Genomic DNA, 19,111 nt, shown 5'->3' with positions numbered 1-19,111 from the left:
CAGAGTTTACAGATACCTGTAATAATATTTTTATTAATATTTGCAGTCTATGCTGTAATTACTGTTGGTGGACTTATATCAGAATACAGTTCTCGTAAGAAAGTACCTGTTAGATTAATCAAGGATTTAATATTTGAGATATCTCGTACTAAGGAGGTAATTGAAATTGAAGATGTAGTCAAAAGGGCTGCCATTCCAAAAAGTCAAAAGAGAGTTTTGATTAATATAGCAAGAACTGAAGAGCTAAAAAAAGACTCAAGAGAAGCATTGGCAGAAAAATTGATTGAAAATGAAGAAGACATTATAGAGAAAAAACTTCAAAAAACAGACATTGTTACTAAAATAGGTCCTACACTTGGGTTAATGGGTACTTTAATACCTATGGGTCCAGGACTTGCTGCATTGGGAAGCGGAGACGTAATCACATTGTCCAATGCTATTATTGTGGCTTTTGATACTACTGTTGTTGGTATTGGTTCCGGTGCAGTTGCATATGTTGTCTCTAAGATTAGAAGAAGATGGTATGAACAGTACTTATCCAATTTGGATGCTTTATCTAAAGCGGTATTGGATAGGCTAAACGAATAGATGGATTATTTTTTTAAACATATTATTAATTTTCTCATAAAAGGGATTTTCTTATAAAAGGGAGATAATATGGCAAGACATAAATCTAATAAACGTTTAAATAAGGGTGAAGAAGAAGATCCAATGTCTGGAGCAGCAAACCTTGTGGATGCTATGCTTGTTATTGCTGTAGGTTTGTTGGTGTTTCTGGTTATTTCTTGGAATATGCAGGGAATTGTATTTAATGAGGACTTGACTCCTGAGCAGAAACAGCAGGCAATGCAACAAATGCAGCAGGTTACTGAATTGGATCAGGGTCAGGAGTTGAATGACACTCCAGATGTAAGCAATAGTTCTGGTAAAGGTTATACTGAGATGGGTAAGGTATATAAGGATTCTTCATCTGGAAAGCTGATAATGGTGGAAGGATAATTATATTTTCACCTTCCTTTTTTTAATTTTTTTCTTTTTAATTTTTTTCTTTTTAATTTTTTATTTTTTTATAAGCTATTGATTTTTTTATTTTTTACAAACTTTTTTATATTCTTATTACTAAACTATTATTATAGCATGATTAATGGTAAGCCGAAGACAGCTGCTGGTGATTTATCACTAGGGAAACTCCGCACATCAAATAGACTGTAAAGTTGAAAAACTTATGCTGAGAAGCATGACTCTGGAGCAGAAACGACACGGCTTTTAATGGATGACAATGATGCTTGACTGATGGACATTAAAAGAATCGGTGAAACGGCCAATCTACAGGATGCAAGGGCAAAGGTGCTTATGACCTCTAAGGGAAGCAAAGTAGTCCGCTAAGATGAATGCTGTATAAACAGAATGTGGGTTACTCTCGGCATACCGTTATTTTTTCTATTTTAGATTATTTTTTTAGATTATTTTTTTAAAAAGTTTTTTTATTTCTTTATTTTTTATTAGCTTATTTTTTTAGAGTATTTTTTTAAAAAAAGTTTTATTATTTCTTCTTCTAATTTTAATTTTATTTTAATTCTTTCCAGATTTCTATGATTGTATTTTTTAATTCTGATTTTATTTTAATTCTTTCCAGATTTCTATGATTGTATTTGCAGTGAAAATTATTTCTTCTTTTGTATGACTTGCAATTATTGTTAATCTTAATCTGCTTTCTCCTTTTGGTACAGATGGTGGTCTGATTGCTGATACTAAAATTCCTTTTTCCTCAAGTTTTCTTGAAAACTCATTTGCAATTCTGGCCTCTCCAATAAGGATTGGAATAATAGGTGTTTCTCCTTCAATTACATTTAATCCTCCCTCTTTTAGGAGGTCTCTCATAAGCTTTGTATTTTCATTGAGTTTTTTCAAATATTCCTCATGGTTTTCCTTTAGGAGATTCAATGCAGTGTTTGCACTGGCTATTGTTGATGGGGAAAGTGCAGTTGAGAATATGAATGGTCTGGATTTGTTTATTAAATAGTCAATGTAAATTTTCTTTCCTGTTACAAAGCCTCCCTCTGATGCAAGAGCCTTGCTTAAAGTTCCAATCTGCAGGTCAACATATTCGCTTAGGTCTTTTCCTGTTTTGTCCTTGTAGTATTCGATTGTTCCCTTTCCTGTTTTTCCTATAACTCCAGTTGCATGTGCATCATCTATGATAAGGCAACAGTTGTATTTCTTTGCAAGTTCTGCTAGCTCTGGCAGTGGTGCAATGTCTCCATCCATGCTGAATACGCCGTCGCTAATTATGAATAAGTTTCCTAAGCTTTTGTTTTTATGATTTTGAATTGTTTCTTTATGGTCTTCATTTATTTTCTTGGTGGAAATTAGGTTCTTTTTGTTTTCTTGCTTTGTTTTAGTGGAGATTGTTTCCTTAATTAGCTTTTCAAGCTCTTCTGTGTCCTTGTGCTTGTAGATTTTCACTTCAGCCTTTGAGATTTTTATTCCGTCAATTATGCTTGCATGATTTAATTGGTCGCTGAATATTATGTCATTTTCCTTTGTAAGTGCATATATAACTCCTAAATTAGTCATATATCCTGTATTAAAAATTAGAGTTGATTCGGTTGATTTGAACTTGGAAATATTTTCTTCAAGTTCTCTAGCTTCAAATGAAGCTCCTGTAGTAAGTCTTGAACCTGTTGATCCAGTTCCATAAACTGCCTTTTCCTGTGAAGCCTTTATGATTTTCGGATGGTGGCTAAGTCCAAGATAGTTATTGGTTCCAAAAATGAGAAATTCCTTATTGTCTTTGTCAATAGCCTTTGTTGAACTTATGAATCTTAAATCATCTATTGTTCTTATTAAATCATTCTCTTTTAAGTCATTTAGTTCATTTTTAATTTGATTTTCAAGATTTAAGTTCATATAATCACTTGATAATTGTTTTTAGCTATTATTTGTATTATTTTTATTTTATTTAATTTTAATTTTTTTAATTTTTTTAATTTTTTTAATTTTATTTGAGTGGTAGGATTTGTTTTAATAATTTAATAATTTTTTAATTTATTATTTTATTAATTAATTAAATAATTCTATTATTTCTTGTTTATTCAATTAAAACCACTTGCTTTTCCAAATACTCAATCAAATCTTCTAAACTATAACTTTCGTCTAATTGGTTTTGGTCTATAAAGAATAAACGGCCTCCAACTGGATTTCCATTTTCCTTTAAGATTGGAATACGTTCATAAGTCTTTTTTGTTCCAACATATCCAATTACATAACTTGGGTCGTCACTCCAGCACAATTCAGCCACAATTCCCTTGCAGCTTGCTATTTTTGATGCAAGTATAAGTGCTTCCTCAAGATGCAATCCAACCCTTCCATCCTTTTCAAGGGATTGTCTGTATTTGTCAATGTCTGCACTAGCTATTCCTGTAACCCTTACTCCGTGTATTCCCTTATTGTCTATTCTTTCTCCAGTGTCCTTGTCAATTAGCATTGCTCCATGTATGCTTTCTTCCAGATTTAAGAGTCTATTTATTCCCTCTTCAGCAGCCTTTTCGCTTACTTTATTTTCTTCAAGAAGTGATTTTGCAAGTTCAAGTCCTTCCATATTGTCTTTAACTTCATGTTGGACTATTTCCAATCTTTTTTGATAAATGATATCTTTCTCTTCAATCCTTTCTATTTTAAAGTTTATAAAGTCAGGTTTTCCTCTTTCATGGGTAATGGCCCTTCTATAGACATTTATTAATTCCTTTTCAATTTCATTTTCATTTAAAATACGTTCAGCACCTGAAATATGTTTTCCTCCTTCCTCATGAGGACCTCCCTTGGCACTGCGCATTTTTATACTGTATTTCATAATTTCATCTGAACTTAATTTTTTTATCATTATTATGTATGTCTTTTATTAGTTTTATTATTTTATTCAGATTTTGATAAATTCAATTTTTTTTCAAAAGCATTGTTTTTTAAAATTTTTATTTATTTTGAATCCTATTTTTTGCTAAAAATTTAATATAATTTTAATTTATTTTATTATTAATTAAAATTATATTTTTATAATAATTATTGTTTTTAATTAGGTTTATTTTTAATTTAATAAAAAGTATTTTTTAAAATTTGTATTGTATTTAGAGTAATCTATATAGGGGGCATAAAATGTTTAATTTAATAAATTTTTTAATTTTTTTCATTAAAATTTAAAATTTTTTAAATAAGTTTTTTACTAAAATTTAAAATTTTTTAATTAAGTTTTTTTATTAAAATTAAATTCGTAAAAAATAGGATTGAGATAGTAGTAAATAGAAAAATGGTAAAAATAGTTTTAATTTTAAAAATAGTTAGAATAGTTTGAATAGTTGTGTTAAATGGTAAAATGGTTGGAATTTTAAAAAAAGTAAAAAAGTAAAAAAGTAAAAAAAGATGTTTATTTTAATAAACATCCTGTATTTTAGTTTTAGGGGTTGTTGATAGCGTCTCTTACTTTATCAAAGATTCCCTTTTTGTATTCCTTAATTTCGTCTCCGCTGATTTCAGCGAATTTTCTAAGTAATTTTTGCTGTTCTTTATTAAGTTTTTGAGGAACTACAACAGTTACAGTAACATAAAGGTTTCCCTTACTGTTTCTTCTCATATGAGGCATTCCTTTTTCTCTTAATCTAAATACAGATCCGCTTTGGGTTCCAGGAGGTATTTTAAGTTCAACTTCTCCATCGATTGTAGGAATGTCAACTGTGTCTCCTAAACTTGCCTGAACGAAACTGATTTGTTTTTCAAAGTAAAGGTTAGCTCCCTCTCTTTCAAAGTAATCATGTTTTTTAATGTTGATTTCAACGTAGAGGTCTCCATTTCCTCCACCAACTTCTCCTGCATTTCCTTCACCAGAGACTCTTAAACGGTTTCCGGTTTCAACTCCTGCAGGGATCTTAATGCTTATGGTCTTGTCTTCCTTAACGGTTCCCCTACCTTTACAATGGTGACATGGTTCCTTAATCTTTTTACCTGTTCCTCCACATTCACCACATTGGACAACTCTCATCATTTGTCCAAAAAGGCTTTGGGTAACATGTTTTCTCTCACCAGTACCATTACAGACAGGACAGGTTTCAACAGGGGTTCCAGGTTCTGCACGAGATCCATCACATTCAGGACAAATGACGTCATGTCTTATCTTAAGGTCCTTTTCAGCACCGCTTGCAGCCTCTTCCAATGTGATGCTAATGTCAGTGTAAATGTCGCTTCCCCTTTTTGGGCCAGCATTGTATGACCTGGAGGATCTTCCTCCTCCTCCTCCGAATAGGATATCGAAAATATCGTCTAGACCTCCGCCGCCGAAGCCTTGGAAAATATCTTCAAAGTTAACGTTTCTGAATATGTCCTCATTAGAGAAACCATCCATTCCTGCATGACCGAATTGATCATATCTTTGTCTTTTCTCTTCATCGGATAAAACTGCGTAAGCTTCACTAATTTCTTTGAATTTTTCAGTTGCTTCTTCTTTTTTACCTTCTTCTGCAACATCTGGGTGGTATTTTCTAGCTAATTTACGATAAGCCTTTTTAATTTCTTTCTCAGTAGCTCCTTTTTCTACACCAAGAACATCATAATAGTCACGCTTTTCTGCCAATTTCGTCACCTTAGTTAAAATTATAATTGAATTTTAGTAATTAGATAAGTATGAATAAATAAGAATTTTTAAAAGATTTTTTTTATTTTATTAAACCTTTGGGTTTTTAAAATTAATTTTTTTTTATTTTTATTAATTTTAATATTTAAAAAATAGTTAGGTTCTAATTTGCAGTGTAATAATTTATTTTTATTAAGTTTTTTTTTAATCAGAACCTATATTATCTGGGAGAAAACTCCCAAATGAATATATTGTTTTTATTTATGTTTTTAGTAAAATCTATTGAAGATTTTGCTGGATTAAAAGTTTTGATAAATAAAATCAAATTAATGATTTTATTTATGTATTTAATTTATTTAATCTTTTTCTTCGAATTCAGCATCAATTGTGCCGTCGTCGTCTTGATTGTTGTCTTGACCTGCAGAGAAGTCAGGACCTGCACCGCCAGCTGCGCCTTCTGCTGCTTGTTGGGCTGCTGCAGCTTCCTGATAGATTCTAGCACCAATGTCTTGAACTACTTTGGTAAGTTCATCGGTTTTTTCCTTGATTGCAGGAATGTCGTCTCCACTCATCAAGTCTCTTAATTCGGATATTAATCCTTCAATATTGGTTCTTTCATCATCAGTGACTTTGTCCTTGATTTCTTCTTCGTTAATGGTTTTTTCTGCAGTGTAGATCATTGAATCTGCATTGTTTCTTACTTCAATTTCCTCTTGTTTTTTCTTATCTGCTTCAGCATTCATTTCAGCTTCTTTAACTGCTTTTTCGATTTCTTCGTCAGATAATTTGGTTGAAGAGGTAATTGTAATGGATTGTTCCTTGCCGGTTCCCTTGTCTTTTGCAGATACGTTGATAATACCGTTTGCGTCAATGTCGAAGGTTACTTCAATTTGTGGCATTCCTCTAGGAGCAGGAGGGATTCCGACTAATTGGAATCTTCCGAGAGTGGTGTTGTCCACTGCCATTTTTCTTTCACCTTGAACTACGTGAATGTCTACTGAAGGCTGGTTGTCTGCTGCAGTTGAGAAGATTTGACTCTTTTTAGCAGGAATTGTAGTGTTTCTTTCAATAAGGGTAGTTGATACTCCACCTAAGGTTTCAATACCTAAGGATAATGGGGTAACATCTAAAAGAACTAAGTCCTTAATTTCTCCAGCTAATACTCCACCTTGGATAGCTGCACCCATTGCTACACATTCCATTGGGTCAATTCCTCTTTCTACAGGTTTGCCTATGTAGTTTTCAACGAATTTTTGTACAACTGGCATTCTTGTAGGTCCACCAACGAGGATGATTTTGTCAATGTCATCTTTAGTCATTTTAGCATCGTTTAATGCTTGTTGGATTGGGTTACCACATTTCTTAACAATAGGATCTACCAATTCTTCTAATTTTGCTCTGGTTAAGTTGTTTATAAGGTTGTGTGGTTTGCCATCTGCACCCATACAGATGAATGGTAAGTTTACTTCACTGGTTAAGGTAGTGGATAATTCGATTTTTGCCTTTTCTGCAGCTTCTCTTAATCTTTGTACTGCTTGATCATCATCCATTAAGTCAATGCCTGTTTCAGCCTTAAAGGTTTCAGCCAAGTATTTCATTAATGCATTGTCCATGTCGGTACCACCAAGTTGGGTATCACCGCTTGTGGATTGTACTTCAAATACTCCTCCACCGAATTCCATAATGGTTACGTCTAAGGTACCTCCACCTAAATCGAATACTAAAATGTTAACGTCATCGTCATCGGATTGTTTGTCAATACCGTAAGCTAAACTTGCTGCAGTAGGTTCGTTTACAAGTCTTACTACATCAAGACCGGCAATGGTTCCTGCGTCTTTGGTTGCAGTTCTTTGGTTGTCGTCAAAGTAAGCAGGTACGGTAATAACTGCTTTTTCAATAGGTTCTCCTAAGAAAGCTTCTGCATCTTTTTTAATTTTTTGCAAGATTGCTGCAGAGATTTCTTGTGGACTGTATGATTTGCCTTGAACATTTACCTTGTAGTCAGTACCCATTTTCCTTTTGATTGCACTAATAGTATTTTCTGGGTTGGTTACTGCTTGTCTTCTTGCAGGTTCACCGACTAATTGTTGTCCGTCATCAGTAAATGCTACATAACTTGGAAATGCTTTACCATATTGACTTGCACCTTCTGCACTTGGGATAACTGTAGCTTTTCCACCAACAAGTACAGATGCTGCAGAGTTACTAGTACCTAAGTCAATTCCAATAATTTTTTCTTTTTTGCTATCAGCCATGATATTCACCTTGTTTTTTTTTTAATTATTTTATCAGTATTTTTGAAAATTGCTATTTTTAGTAATTTTCTTTTTATTTTTTTAGTTTTTTTTTGAAAATTGCTATTTTTAGTAATTTTCCTTAATTTTTTGTAATATTTCAAAAGCGGATTAAATTAAAAATCGATAATAAAATTAATTTAATAATAAAATTTTTAATTAAAAATTTATAATGGATTTAATAATTAATTTAAATTTTTAATTTCTTTAATGGCTATTGAAATTTTATAAATATGAATTAATAATATAATAATTTAATTTTTTTATTCTTCATTTTCTTCTTCAGAGTTTTCTTCTTCAACCGGCTCTGCTTTTTTAGCCTTTTTACAAACCCTTACCTTGGAATATTTAATTACCTTGTCCTTAAGGGTGTATCCTTTCATGAGTTCATCAACGATTTCATTGTTTTCATGATCAGGACTGTCTACTGTAAGCAAAGCTTCATGCTTGAATGGATCGAACTTTTCTCCAACTGCAGGAATTTCCTCAACACCTTCCTTTTCAAGGGTGCCTTTCATTTTTGAATAGATCAATTCCAATCCTTCCCTTAATTCCTCTTCGGTTTTGGAGTTTTCAAGTGCTCTTTCCATATCCTCATAAACGTCTAGGAATTTGCTGATAAGGCCTTCATTTGCATATCTTATTAAATCCTGCTTTTGCTTATCACTTTGTTTTCTGAAATTATCGAAGTCAGCCTGAAGTCTTTGAATGTGAGATTTTAATTCTGAATTTTCTTCTTCTTTTGTTTTGAGTTCTTCTTCTAATTTAGCTAATTCATCTTCTTTAGAAGATTTTTCCTCATCTTTAGAATCTCCTTCATCTTTCTGAAGCTTGTCTTTGATCTTTTGAGTGGTAGATTTTTTACCTGTCTCTTCTTCAGAATCTTTAATTTCGTCTTTCTTATTTGCCATCTGCTCACCTTTAAACTTTTTTGTAAAGGTGTTTAGTCACCTATATTTTATTATGATAGTGGTAAGAGAAAGAGAGCGATAAGCTCCTTTAATATTTTTGACATATCAAAGAAGGTTTTGAATTTCCATCGATATGGAAAAATGTTTTGAATTTCTAATAATAGAAATGAAGTCAAATGTTTTAAAGTTCCATATATGGAAATGAAGTATTTTATGTCTTATAGATTTGATAAAATCTATGTTTATAGTGTGATTTTTTTAAAGAGGATTTGAAATATTTTTTTCTTTGATTGTTTTATCCCTATTGTTATTAATTTTTAAGAATCTTATGGTTTCTTTTAATAACATATTGTTCTTTGGTTTCTATTTCTCTAATACTTGATTTTTATAGGTTTTTATAGGTATTGGAGAAATAAGAATCGGATTTTGATTTTATTTTTGCCAATTTTATTAAAGTAACAATTTGTTATCTTTCTCTATACATAATTTAGTAACAAAATGTTATATAAAGATTTCGGTTTTTAGTAACAAAAAGTTAATATAATACTTTGGACTTATAATGTAATATAGAAAAATTAGATAATTTAATAAATCATTTTTTAAATTTAAATTTATTTTAATGATTTTTCTTAAAGTTTTAAATTTCACAATAAATTCAATTTGAATTTCACAATAAAATTACTTAATATAATTATTATATAATAGATTGATTATTTTAAAGATTAATTCTTGTAATTGCTTATTGTAATTATATTGATGCATTAAAGATATTCTTAAATTAGTAAGGAGGTCAATTATGGAAAATCAGAATCAGCAAAATCTTGATGATGTTGATATGGAAGCTATTCTTGATGTTATGGGATGTAAGACAAGACGTGATATCATAGATCTTTTAAGAGAAGAGCCTAGATTCGTTAGTGAAATCTCTCAAGAGCTCCAAATTGGTCAGAAAGCAATTATTGAACATTTAAGAGCTATGGAAGAAGTTGGTATTTTACAATCTTCTACAAAAAAAGTTGTTAGAGGTCGCCCTCGTAAGTATTATGATATGCCAAATGATGTTAATGTGCATATTACAATTACTAAAAATTCCTTTAATGTAGCTATTTCAGATGATATGTTAAATGTTAAACAATTACCTTCTGGTGATGAATGGTCTAAATTATTGGATATTGAAAAAAGAATAGATCAAGGTCATTACGAAGCTATTGATGAACTTAAAAGTCAAATTCGTTTGTATGACAACTTAAAGGAAAGAGCGGAATATATTTTGGAAAGAACCTATAATAGGTATTAGTTTTTATTAATTAAAATATTATAATAATGGGAACTTATAATTAGAATTGAAATTGGAATTGTAGTTATAATTAGCCCTTATTATTTGAATTTAATTTTTAAATCCTTTTTTCTATTTTTATTGTTTTATCTTTTTTATTGTTTATTTAACTTATTTTTAGTAATTTTTATATTATTTATTTTTATTTTACTAATTTTTGCTTATTTTTAATAATTTTATTAATTATTTCTGTTTATTTTACTCATTTTTACTCATTTTTACTTATTTTTAATAATTTTTATCTTAATTATTTTAATTTATTTTTATAATTGGACTCTTATTTTAAGAGTTTTATTCATCTAAACTATTTAGATTGGCTCCAGCAATTATTGCCTGTCCAAGGGAAACAGATCCGTCTCCTGGGCAGGAATTTGTGTGCTGTATGAATTTCATTCCCTCTTTTTCTATAAACTCTTTTATGTGGGAGGTAATTGCTTCATTGTAGAAGACTCCTCCTGTTGCTCCGATTGTACTTATTCCCTTTTCACTAGCCACTTCTACAGCTAAACTTGCAAGTCCGATGCTTACCGCCTTTTGTCCTGCTGCAGCTATTTTATTAAGGTCTTCACCCTCTTCTATCTTATTTATCACATATCTTAAAATTGCTGTAGTGTCAAGAACCTTTCTTCCTTCAAATTCCTTGATTATTATTGGATAGTCATCCAATTCATCCTTTTGCTTGTATTGGTATGCAAAGGATTCAAGTTTCATGGAAGCTTCACCTTCATAATTGCGTTCTCCACAAATGTGAAGTGCGGTTGAAATTGAATCTAAGGTTCTTCCAGTACTTGTATTTATTCCAACATTGAGATTTGTTTCCATTTGTCTAAATAGGCTTTTAATTTCCATTTCACCATGTTTGAAATAGTCAAGATAATTGTTTTTCAGAAGATTTTCAATATAATCTTGAGTGAACTTCCCAGAGTCATAGTCGCTATTAGGGTTTGAAAGGATTGCAGACAACATTCTGACGGGATATTTGGTACATAAATCTCCTCCAGGCATCTTTTGAGGCATTAGAGAAGCGGACCTTTCAAATTCCTTAATGTTTGTGTATAGGATTTCTCCACCCCATGAGTTGCCGTCTGAGCCATATCCTACTCCATCTGCAGCTATTATAATCATTTCTTGTGAAATGTCTTTGTTTTCATTGTTTTCTGGTTTTGGTTCTGTTTTTTCTGTATTTTCATTGTTTTTGGTTTTTTGTTCTGTTTTTTCTGTATTTTGATTGTTTCCTAATTCAGATTCTTCTGAAAATTGCTTATTTTCGCCATTATTTTGAATATGATCATTTAATAATGAAATTCCATGAGCATGATGGTGTTGAACAGGTATCAATGGACAATCGAATTCCTCAGCCAATTCTCTAGCCAATCTGCTTGTAAAGAATTGAGGGTGCAAGTCACAGGCGATTATGTCGAAATGATCTGTTTTTGTAATTCTCATCATGTGCCTAATTGCTTCCTGAAGAAATTCATAGGTTCTGTACTTGTTTGTATTTCCAATGTGCTGTGAAACATATGCCCTTGAGTTTTTGACAATTGTAAATGTTACATCCAGTTCAGGTCCAAGTGCGAGAATGTTTAGATTATCGAATTCCGGATTTAAATGAGTGTATTTTCCACTTAAATCATAAGGTTCTGGAGTGTAGCCTCTGGAACGTCTGATGAATGCAAGTTCATCATTTCTAAACCTGACCACTGAATCGTCACAACGGTTAAGTATTCTTCTGTTGTGGATTAAATAATAATCAGCTATTGTATTGAGGTTGTTTAGAATCTCCTCGTTTGTAATCATCATAGGTTCTCCAGGAACATTTGCAGATGTCATAATGTAGGCTGGAGTGTCAGTATTGTTGAATAATAAATGATGCAGTGGAGCATAGGGTAACATTACTCCAATATTGTGTAAATCAGGTGAAACTGACTTTGCAAAGTCATAATTTCCAGACTTTTTCAGGATTACGATAGGTCTTTCCTTGGATTTTAATGTTTTCTCCTCTTCCTCTGATATTATTGCATATTTTTTTACGGTTTCAATGTCTGGACTCATTACAGCAAAGGCCTGTGTCTTTCTTCCAAGTCTTTCCCTTAGGAGATTGACTGTTTTTTCAAGCTTTACATTTGCAACAAGGTGAGTTCCCCCTATTCCCTTGATTGCAAAGATTTTTCCCTCATCAAGAAGTCTTGCTGTTTCCTTTAAGGGATCATCGGTTTGGATCAGTATTGGATTTTGATTGTCATTTTTATACAATTGGAGAGATGGTCCACAGTCTTCACAGCAACTGGCCTCTGCATGGTAACGTCTATCCAGTGGATTTGTGTATTCCTCTTCACATAAGTCACATAATGGGAAGTCGTCCATTGTGGTTTTGTCCCTATCGTATGGAACATTTTCAATAACTGTAAATCTTGGTCCGCAATCTGTACATGCATTGAATGGATAATTGTATCTTCTGTTTTCAGGGTCATTGATTTCCTCAAGGCACTTGTCGCATATTGCAAGATCCGGAGGAATGACAGAAGTTCCTGCAAAGGTGTCTGCACTTTTCTTAATGGTAAAATCATTAAAGCTTTCTGCAGAATCCATATTGATAGTTTCCAGATTGTTTATTTTAGCTATTGGAGGAAGTTCGTTTTGAAGTTTGTATAAAAAGGAGTTTATATTGTCTAAGTCGGATTGGATAATTATTTCCACAACATTTCCAAGGTTTCTAACATATCCCTTTATATTAAGTTCAGTAGCTATTCTATAGACAAATGGTCTAAATCCCACTCCCTGTACGATTCCTTCTACCAATACTTTTTTAGTTTCCACACTTACACCAGTTATTCTTTTTTAGGAAATTTAATTTTAATAATTGTGATTTTTCAAATGTAAATATTTATTTGAATTTTGCTATTTGCGATTATTTTTTTTAATGTAAATATTTATTTGAATTTTGCTATTTGTGATTGTTTTTTAAAATATAAATATTTAGGATAATATATTATTATATACTATAATGATTATATATTTTTTTAAAAAGTTTATGAACTTAAGTATTTTCATGCTTTTTAGTTTTTAATTTAATTAGTTAATTAATTTTAATTAGTTTTAATTTTTTATTTAATTAGTTAATTTATTTTAAACTTATTAATTATTTTATTATTTTATTTATTGATTGATTAGTGATATTATGGATGAAATTCTTAAAAACTTTGCTCTTGGAAAGATTTCAATTGAAGAGTGTAAGACTCTCTTAAAGGCAAATTCCATTAGGGAACTTGATGGAGTCGCTAATTTTGATGGGGCTCGTAAGGACAGGACAGGTTTTCCAGAAGCAATTCTTGCAGAAAGTAAGGATTATCATGATTTGCTTACTATTTTAAAGGGTCTTTTACTTGAAGATGATAATGGAAGAATTGAATTGGGAGATAATATTATAATCACTCGCCTGTCCCATGAAAGATATGAAAGATTATGTGATGATTTGGCTTTTGTTCAAGAGAAAGGTCTTAAGTTTGATTATAATTCCAAAGCAAAGATTCTTATTATTTATAAAGGCCAATTAAAGAATATTAATCCTGATTTGGGCAAGATAGGAATTCTTACAGCAGGAACTTCTGACATTCCAATTGCAGAGGAGGCTCGTGTAATTGTTGAACAGGGAGGTTGTGAGGTTATTTCCTCCTATGACATTGGTGTTGCAGGAATTCATAGGCTATTTCCTAAAATAGCTTATATGGTTGAAGAGGAAGTTTCCGCTTTTATTGTCTGTGCAGGAATGGAAGGGGCTCTTCCTTCAGTTGTTGCAGGATTAGTTGATGCACCTGTAATTGCAGTTCCGACCTCTGTTGGTTATGGAATTGGTGCAGACGGTAAGGCAGCTTTATATTCAATGCTTCAATCCTGCGCTCCTGGATTGTCTGTTGTAAACATTGACAATGGTTTTGGAGCAGGAGTCTGTGCATTAACAATTGCTAATAACATTGCATGTAGGATTAAAAAGGGAGAATAATTTTATTTTATTCGTTTATTCTTTTTAATTTGTTTTAATAGGTTTTTATTTAATTTCTTTATTTTTAATTTTAAATTTTAGAATTTTTATTTGATTTTAATTAATTTTAATTAATTTTAATTTATTTTTAATAATTTTATTTAATTTCTTATTTAATTTTAATTAAATTTTTATTTTAATTTTTTAATATAATTATATACGTATTGATATTTGTTTATTTTTTTAAAAAACTATTGTGTGTTGTGTAAATTGATTTTTAGAGACTTTGATCCAGAAATTCATGATATAAAAGTTGTGGCTGAACTTATTTATGATGTTGATTATAGAACATTTAAACATGTTTTCAAGTCAAAGGAAGAAGGAGTTTTAGCTTTAAGCCATAGATTGGAGTATGAATTTGCTGAAGATGCTGAAGATGACGGTTCCCTATTCTACGTCTTCTTTGATGATGAGGACACTGAAGAGAAAAACATTATTGGAATGTTTAATGGTGGAAAAGGAGTTCAGCATTCCTATTTTAAGGACATTGTAGAATCTTTCAAGCATCTTAAGTTCAGTGAAGCTTTAGGTCTTTCCAAAGTCAATTTCATGGACAAATTCGTATTGGTTGATGTTGAGGAAGATGACTTTTACATTTGTGAATTAGCTATTTGTGATGGCAATCGCGGTAAGGGTTATGGTAAGCAAGCCCTATATCAACTTATTGATCTTGCAAGGGAATTAGGTTGTAAGAGAGTGGTTCTTGATGCTGATTTTAGGAATGATGGAGCTTATAGATTGTACAGTTCATTGGGCTTTAAGGTTTTTAAAAGAAAGGCTTTTGGTTTTCCCGGCAAGAAAAGAGGGATGCGCAATATGGAACTAATTTTAGATTGATTTCTAATTTTCTTCTTTTTTATTTTTTAATCATTATTTTTTTTATTTTAATTGTTTTTATTAAATTTTATTTTAAATCTTTAAGATTTTGTTCTTTTTTATTTTTTAATCATTATTTTTTTTTATTTTAATTGTTTTTATTAAATTTTATTTTAAATCTTTAAGATTTTCAGTTTTTTTAATTTCAATTCTATTTTTTTTATTTTTTAGGGTTTTTAGTTTTTTATTTATAAATTAATTTATTTAATTTAGTTAGTATATTCACGAATTAATTATTTTTCCAATAAAAAAAGAGGAAAAATTAATTTTCCTCTTATGCAGATATGATTTTTATAATTGTTTATTTTCTTCTTCTTTCGAATTCTTCAAGGATTTCATCAAATGGAACTCCTTTATAGACCAAAAGAAGCAAAGTATGGAAAATTAAATCCACTGATTCGTAAACTAAATTTTCATCGTTTTTAGATGCAATTAAAGTTTCTCCACATTCTTCAGCTATCTTTTCAAGAATCTTATCCTCTGCTTTTTTATTGCTGTCTTTCATTATGTTTGAAGTGTATGAGTCAATTGGATTGTCTCTACGACCTTCCAGGACTTCATAAACCTCTCTAATAATATTGTCATTTGCCATGATTTCACCAGTTACTTGGTTTTTTTGGGTTTTTGTTTTTATTTTCACCAGTTACTTGGTTTTTTTTATTGGGTTTTTGTTTTTATTTTTACCAGTTACTTGGTTTTTTTTATTGGGTTTTTGTTTTTATTTTTACCAAATTAGCCGGTTTTGTTGTTGGCTGTTTTAATGGTTTCAGTTAAAGCAATTAAAGGATGTTGATCGTCATCTATGATATTAATGTCACTGAATGAATTTAATCCTTGTTTTTCAGCAGTTTTTTCCATTCCCAATGTAATATCCTTATTGAACTCCACAACATAGGAATCAATTTTATCCAATCCTAATTGAACACTTGCAACAGCTCTGTGGTGTCCGTCAACTAGAATATATCTGTCTCCAGTTTTAACAACTATTGTAGGTTCTGCCAATCCTTTTTCAAGTTCATAGGTTCTTCCCTGTAATTCATCAGCATAAACTCTGTCTTGAGTAGGTTTTATCTTATCAACAGGAACTGCTTCTCTAGTCAATGTGGTTTTAATGTCATACAGCTTTTCCATAGTTTCTCTAAATGCATTTACTTTGGTAGGAGTTGACCTTTCGATATGGCTTCTTACAATATCAGTATTGGTCATGATTCCTTTTACATGACGTTGTCTGTCTACAACCGGAAGTCTTGAAATGCCATGTCTAAACATCACTCTTGATGCATCGTTGATGGGCATGTCTTCTCTTGCAACAATAACTTCCTTAGACATTATCCCACTAACATATTCAGTTTCCCAGTCTTTTAATAATAAATCGTAAGCAGTAATAATTCCGACAATATGATCTCCTTCATCAACTACAGGATAACCGTCGTGCTTTGTTTCTTTCATTAATTTAATCACGTCTTTATTAAGAGTATCATACTTTACAGTGTATACATTCTTGGTCATGTAATCCTTCACTGTAGTTTTTTCATTATCCATTTTTGTCCTCCCATGATACATAATAAAAAGATTATTAGAAAAAATTCTATTTATTTATTCTCCAAGTAATTCTCTAAGGATTTTAACGGTTTCTCCAGGGTCTGCCTTACCTTTGGTTAATCTCATTACTTGGCCCATCAAGAAGTTTAATGAAGCTTTTTGACCATTGTGGTAATCTTCAACTGCTTTAGGGTTTTCATCAATAGCCTGTTTTGCTGCAGCTTGGACTTCGTCGTCTTTAACTACACCAATTAAACCAAGTTCTTCAGCAATTGCCTTTGGAGTCTGTTTGTTGTTAGGCATTTTTTCAATGATTCTTTGACCTGCCTTTGTGGTAATTTCCTTATTTTGAAGCATGTTCAGGAATTCAACCAAGTCTTCCTTGAGAATTCCGCTGTCTGCAAAATCAAGTTTATTATAGGTTAAAACCCTTTTAAGTTCGTCTCTCATCCATTTTGCAGCAAATTTAGGATCAATCTCTTTTACAACTTCCTCATAAGTTTGAGCCAAGTCAAGTTCAGAGGTAAGCACTTTTGCAGATTCCTCATCAATGCCATAGTCTTCCACAAATCTTTTCACCTTGTTATGCGGAGCTTCAGGCATTACTTCAAGAACATCTTCAATTTGGGTTTCAGATATTTTCATAGGTGGCAAGTCAGGATCCGGAATGAACCTGTAATCGTCTGCATTTTCCTTGTCCCTCATTGAAACGGTAATCATTTGGCTTTCAAGGTATGCTCTGGTTTCCTGTTTAACTTCAGCACCTCTTTTAACAAGATTCTTTTGTCTGATTACTTCAAAGTTTAAAGCCTTGTAAGCACCTTTGATGGAGTTGATGTTTTTCATTTCAACCCTGTTTCCACCATTGATGGAAACGTTTACGTCAGCTCTCATGGTACCTTCTCCACGAGCTCCTCCACTATATTCCAATACTCTAATGAGTTCTTTTAAGAAGTTACGTGCTTCTTCAGGAGAGCGCATATCAGGTTCAGTTACGATTTCGATAAGAGGAATTCCGGAACGGTTAAAGTCTACAATACCCTTATCCGGTTTGTATTGTCCAGGGTCTTCTTCCATGTGAATTTCCCTAATTCTTACACCATTCAATTCCCCTTCATATCCTATTGGTACAGAGGTTTTCTGGTATCCGCAAGGCAAATCAGGATAATCATAGTGTTTTCTCATGAAATATGTAAAGTTTTTATCGATTTTACAGTTAAGCATTAAAGAAATCATTAAAGCGTTTTCAATAGCTTTTTCATTTGTTGGAAATGGTTTAGCACCTGGTTGATTTAAACATACCGGACATACATTTGTATTTGCTGGTGCTTCTTGATAGTTTGTAGGACAGTTACAGAATAATTTTGAGTCAGTTTCTAGTTGTACGTGGATTTCAAGTCCACACATCATATCTACGTCTATATGAATCCCTCCAAGGATTTTTAATGAATTTATTAAAGGTCTACTTTCCCCTGTTAATTCTCTCATATCTTCAAAAGGCCCAGTTCCAATTCCAATAATAACCACACTTAAAGGGTATGAACTTCCTTCAACTAAAATATCAATAGTTTCTTCTTTATCTTTAATATATCCAGTCGTCATTAAGAGTAATATATTATATTTTATTTGGTCATTTTCTTTTTTTATTTCATCTAAAACATTTTGTAATAAAGGAGAAAATTTCGAAGAATCTGATAAGGTCAAATATTTAAAACTTTCTCTATATTTTTCAAATATATAATCCTTCGAAAATATTTCAGGATTTTGTAAATTCATATTTACATTAAAACAATTATTTACCACATTTGGATTATTATTTAATATTGCACTAAAGCCATATACTGGAAATTTATAACTACTAATATAATCCTTAAAAATATTTATAAAAATTTCTATAGCTTCTTCATATTGGTTTTTGTTTGAATCTAAATGATGTAAAGATAATTGTTGATTTATTGGAAGATTATTTAATGAATAATCTATTCCTATTATTAGTTTTACTTTAACTCCAGCTTCGATATAATCTTTTAAATTTTGATTTTATTTAAAATTAATTTCATAAATATTTACAATTTCTAAATATTTTGCTGATATTAAAATAATTTTTTCATTGAAAACGATATAATATTCTTTATTTAATATTTTCATTAATGAATATTTAATAAATCTTTCTCCGTTTTCATCATAATTTAATATTTTTTTTAAATTTAAATCATTATCATAAATATTTATTCCGAGATAATAAATATTATCATAATAAAAACGTGAACAAGTTGATATTGAATAATAAATAATTATTTGTTTATTATGTTTATCTACTAAAATTTTATTTTGTTCCTTTTTATTTTCCATTTCATTAATTATTTTTAATGTCTTGTTATTATTATGTTTTTGAATTACCTTTTTTTCCCATAAATAAAAATCATTTTCTTCACTTTTTTTAAATATATAAATAAAATCATTTTCATTTCCTGTAGATATTATATTATTTTC

Annotated in this window: 15 protein-coding genes and 1 other RNA gene; 6 read left to right on the top strand and 10 right to left on the bottom strand. The window is 30.8% G+C overall.

The features are described from left to right. The 3 genes from Q0138_RS05700 to rnpB form a co-directional block, all read left to right on the top strand. Positions 1-588: MotA/TolQ/ExbB proton channel family protein (locus Q0138_RS05700; protein WP_297981945.1), on the top strand; the 588-nt coding region annotated here is incomplete at its 5' end. A gap of 69 nt (positions 589-657) precedes the next feature. Next, entirely contained in the window at positions 658-999 is a 342-nt protein-coding gene (locus tag Q0138_RS05695; RefSeq protein ID WP_297981944.1) for a DUF2149 domain-containing protein, read from the top strand. A gap of 148 nt (positions 1,000-1,147) precedes the next feature. Then, an RNA gene (rnpB, locus tag Q0138_RS05690) (RNase P RNA component) lies at positions 1,148-1,429 on the top strand. A gap of 188 nt (positions 1,430-1,617) precedes the next feature. Here rnpB and Q0138_RS05685 read toward each other — a convergent pair. The 5 genes from Q0138_RS05685 to Q0138_RS05665 form a co-directional block, all read right to left on the bottom strand. Beyond that, positions 1,618-2,910: a pyridoxal phosphate-dependent aminotransferase family protein gene (locus Q0138_RS05685; protein WP_297981942.1), complete on the bottom strand. Its 1,293-nt coding sequence runs from the start codon at positions 2,908-2,910 to the stop codon at positions 1,618-1,620. 181 nt (positions 2,911-3,091) lie between these two features. Beyond that, positions 3,092-3,853 (bottom strand): 6-carboxyhexanoate--CoA ligase, encoded by a 762-nt coding sequence (locus Q0138_RS05680; RefSeq protein ID WP_297981940.1) that lies wholly within the window; start codon positions 3,851-3,853, stop codon positions 3,092-3,094. Between the two features lie 597 nt (positions 3,854-4,450). Continuing rightward, on the bottom strand, positions 4,451-5,620 hold the full coding sequence (gene dnaJ / locus Q0138_RS05675) for a molecular chaperone DnaJ (RefSeq protein ID WP_297981938.1): 1,170 nt from the start codon (positions 5,618-5,620) through the stop codon (positions 4,451-4,453). A gap of 356 nt (positions 5,621-5,976) precedes the next feature. Then, on the bottom strand, positions 5,977-7,875 hold the full coding sequence (gene dnaK, locus Q0138_RS05670; protein ID WP_297981936.1) for a molecular chaperone DnaK: 1,899 nt from the start codon (positions 7,873-7,875) through the stop codon (positions 5,977-5,979). A 302-nt stretch (positions 7,876-8,177) separates the two neighbouring features. After that, complete coding sequence (locus tag Q0138_RS05665) at positions 8,178-8,825, bottom strand: nucleotide exchange factor GrpE (RefSeq protein WP_297981934.1); 648 nt, start codon at positions 8,823-8,825, stop codon at positions 8,178-8,180. A gap of 796 nt (positions 8,826-9,621) precedes the next feature. On the opposite strand from Q0138_RS05665, the gene Q0138_RS05660 reads away from it, so the two are divergent. After that, positions 9,622-10,122: an ArsR family transcriptional regulator gene (locus Q0138_RS05660; protein WP_297981932.1), complete on the top strand. Its 501-nt coding sequence runs from the start codon at positions 9,622-9,624 to the stop codon at positions 10,120-10,122. A 330-nt stretch (positions 10,123-10,452) separates the two neighbouring features. Here the strand turns inward: Q0138_RS05660 and hypF are convergent, their stop codons facing one another. Further along, positions 10,453-12,978, bottom strand: coding sequence for a carbamoyltransferase HypF (gene hypF / locus Q0138_RS05655; RefSeq protein ID WP_297981929.1), 2,526 nt, complete (start codon positions 12,976-12,978; stop codon positions 10,453-10,455). A 361-nt stretch (positions 12,979-13,339) separates the two neighbouring features. Between hypF and larB the strand changes: the two genes are divergently transcribed. Further along, entirely contained in the window at positions 13,340-14,161 is an 822-nt protein-coding gene (gene larB / locus Q0138_RS05650) for a nickel pincer cofactor biosynthesis protein LarB (RefSeq protein ID WP_297981927.1), read from the top strand. A 249-nt stretch (positions 14,162-14,410) separates the two neighbouring features. Then, positions 14,411-15,037 carry a GNAT family N-acetyltransferase gene (locus Q0138_RS05645; protein WP_297981925.1) on the top strand — a complete coding sequence of 209 codons (627 nt, stop codon included), beginning with the start codon at positions 14,411-14,413 and terminating at the stop codon, positions 15,035-15,037. 340 nt (positions 15,038-15,377) lie between these two features. On the opposite strand, the gene hisE is transcribed toward Q0138_RS05645, so the two are convergent. From hisE to Q0138_RS05625, 4 genes are all read right to left on the bottom strand, one after another. After that, entirely contained in the window at positions 15,378-15,668 is a 291-nt protein-coding gene (hisE, locus tag Q0138_RS05640; RefSeq protein WP_297981923.1) for a phosphoribosyl-ATP diphosphatase, read from the bottom strand. A 140-nt stretch (positions 15,669-15,808) separates the two neighbouring features. Continuing rightward, positions 15,809-16,618: a CBS domain-containing protein gene (locus Q0138_RS05635; RefSeq protein WP_297981921.1), complete on the bottom strand. Its 810-nt coding sequence runs from the start codon at positions 16,616-16,618 to the stop codon at positions 15,809-15,811. 54 nt (positions 16,619-16,672) lie between these two features. Then, complete coding sequence (gatB, locus tag Q0138_RS05630; RefSeq protein ID WP_297981946.1) at positions 16,673-18,574, bottom strand: Asp-tRNA(Asn)/Glu-tRNA(Gln) amidotransferase subunit GatB; 1,902 nt, start codon at positions 18,572-18,574, stop codon at positions 16,673-16,675. Between the two features lie 84 nt (positions 18,575-18,658). Continuing rightward, positions 18,659-19,111, bottom strand: a 453-nt coding sequence (locus Q0138_RS05625) for a hypothetical protein (protein WP_297981919.1), incomplete at its 5' end; no start/stop codon positions are given.

The organism is uncultured Methanobrevibacter sp. (assembly GCF_937906425.1).
In the GTDB taxonomy this organism is placed as follows: domain Archaea; phylum Methanobacteriota; class Methanobacteria; order Methanobacteriales; family Methanobacteriaceae; genus Methanobrevibacter.
This window is presented reverse-complemented; position numbering and strand designations above follow the sequence as displayed.

Bases quoted from the DNA above. Each gene is read 5' to 3' on its own strand.
- dnaK (WP_297981936.1), bottom strand. From the start codon at position 7,875: ATGGCTGATAGCAAAAAAGAAAAAATTATTGGAATTGACTTAGGTACT.
- larB (WP_297981927.1), top strand. From the start codon at position 13,340: ATGGATGAAATTCTTAAAAACTTTGCTCTTGGAAAGATTTCAATTGAA.
- Q0138_RS05685 (WP_297981942.1), bottom strand. From the start codon at position 2,910: ATGAACTTAAATCTTGAAAATCAAATTAAAAATGAACTAAATGACTTA.
- Q0138_RS05695 (WP_297981944.1), top strand. From the start codon at position 658: ATGGCAAGACATAAATCTAATAAACGTTTAAATAAGGGTGAAGAAGAA.
- Q0138_RS05665 (WP_297981934.1), bottom strand. From the start codon at position 8,825: ATGGCAAATAAGAAAGACGAAATTAAAGATTCTGAAGAAGAGACAGGT.
- Q0138_RS05660 (WP_297981932.1), top strand. From the start codon at position 9,622: ATGGAAAATCAGAATCAGCAAAATCTTGATGATGTTGATATGGAAGCT.
- Q0138_RS05680 (WP_297981940.1), bottom strand. From the start codon at position 3,853: ATGAAATACAGTATAAAAATGCGCAGTGCCAAGGGAGGTCCTCATGAG.
- hisE (WP_297981923.1), bottom strand. From the start codon at position 15,668: ATGGCAAATGACAATATTATTAGAGAGGTTTATGAAGTCCTGGAAGGT.
- Q0138_RS05635 (WP_297981921.1), bottom strand. From the start codon at position 16,618: ATGGATAATGAAAAAACTACAGTGAAGGATTACATGACCAAGAATGTA.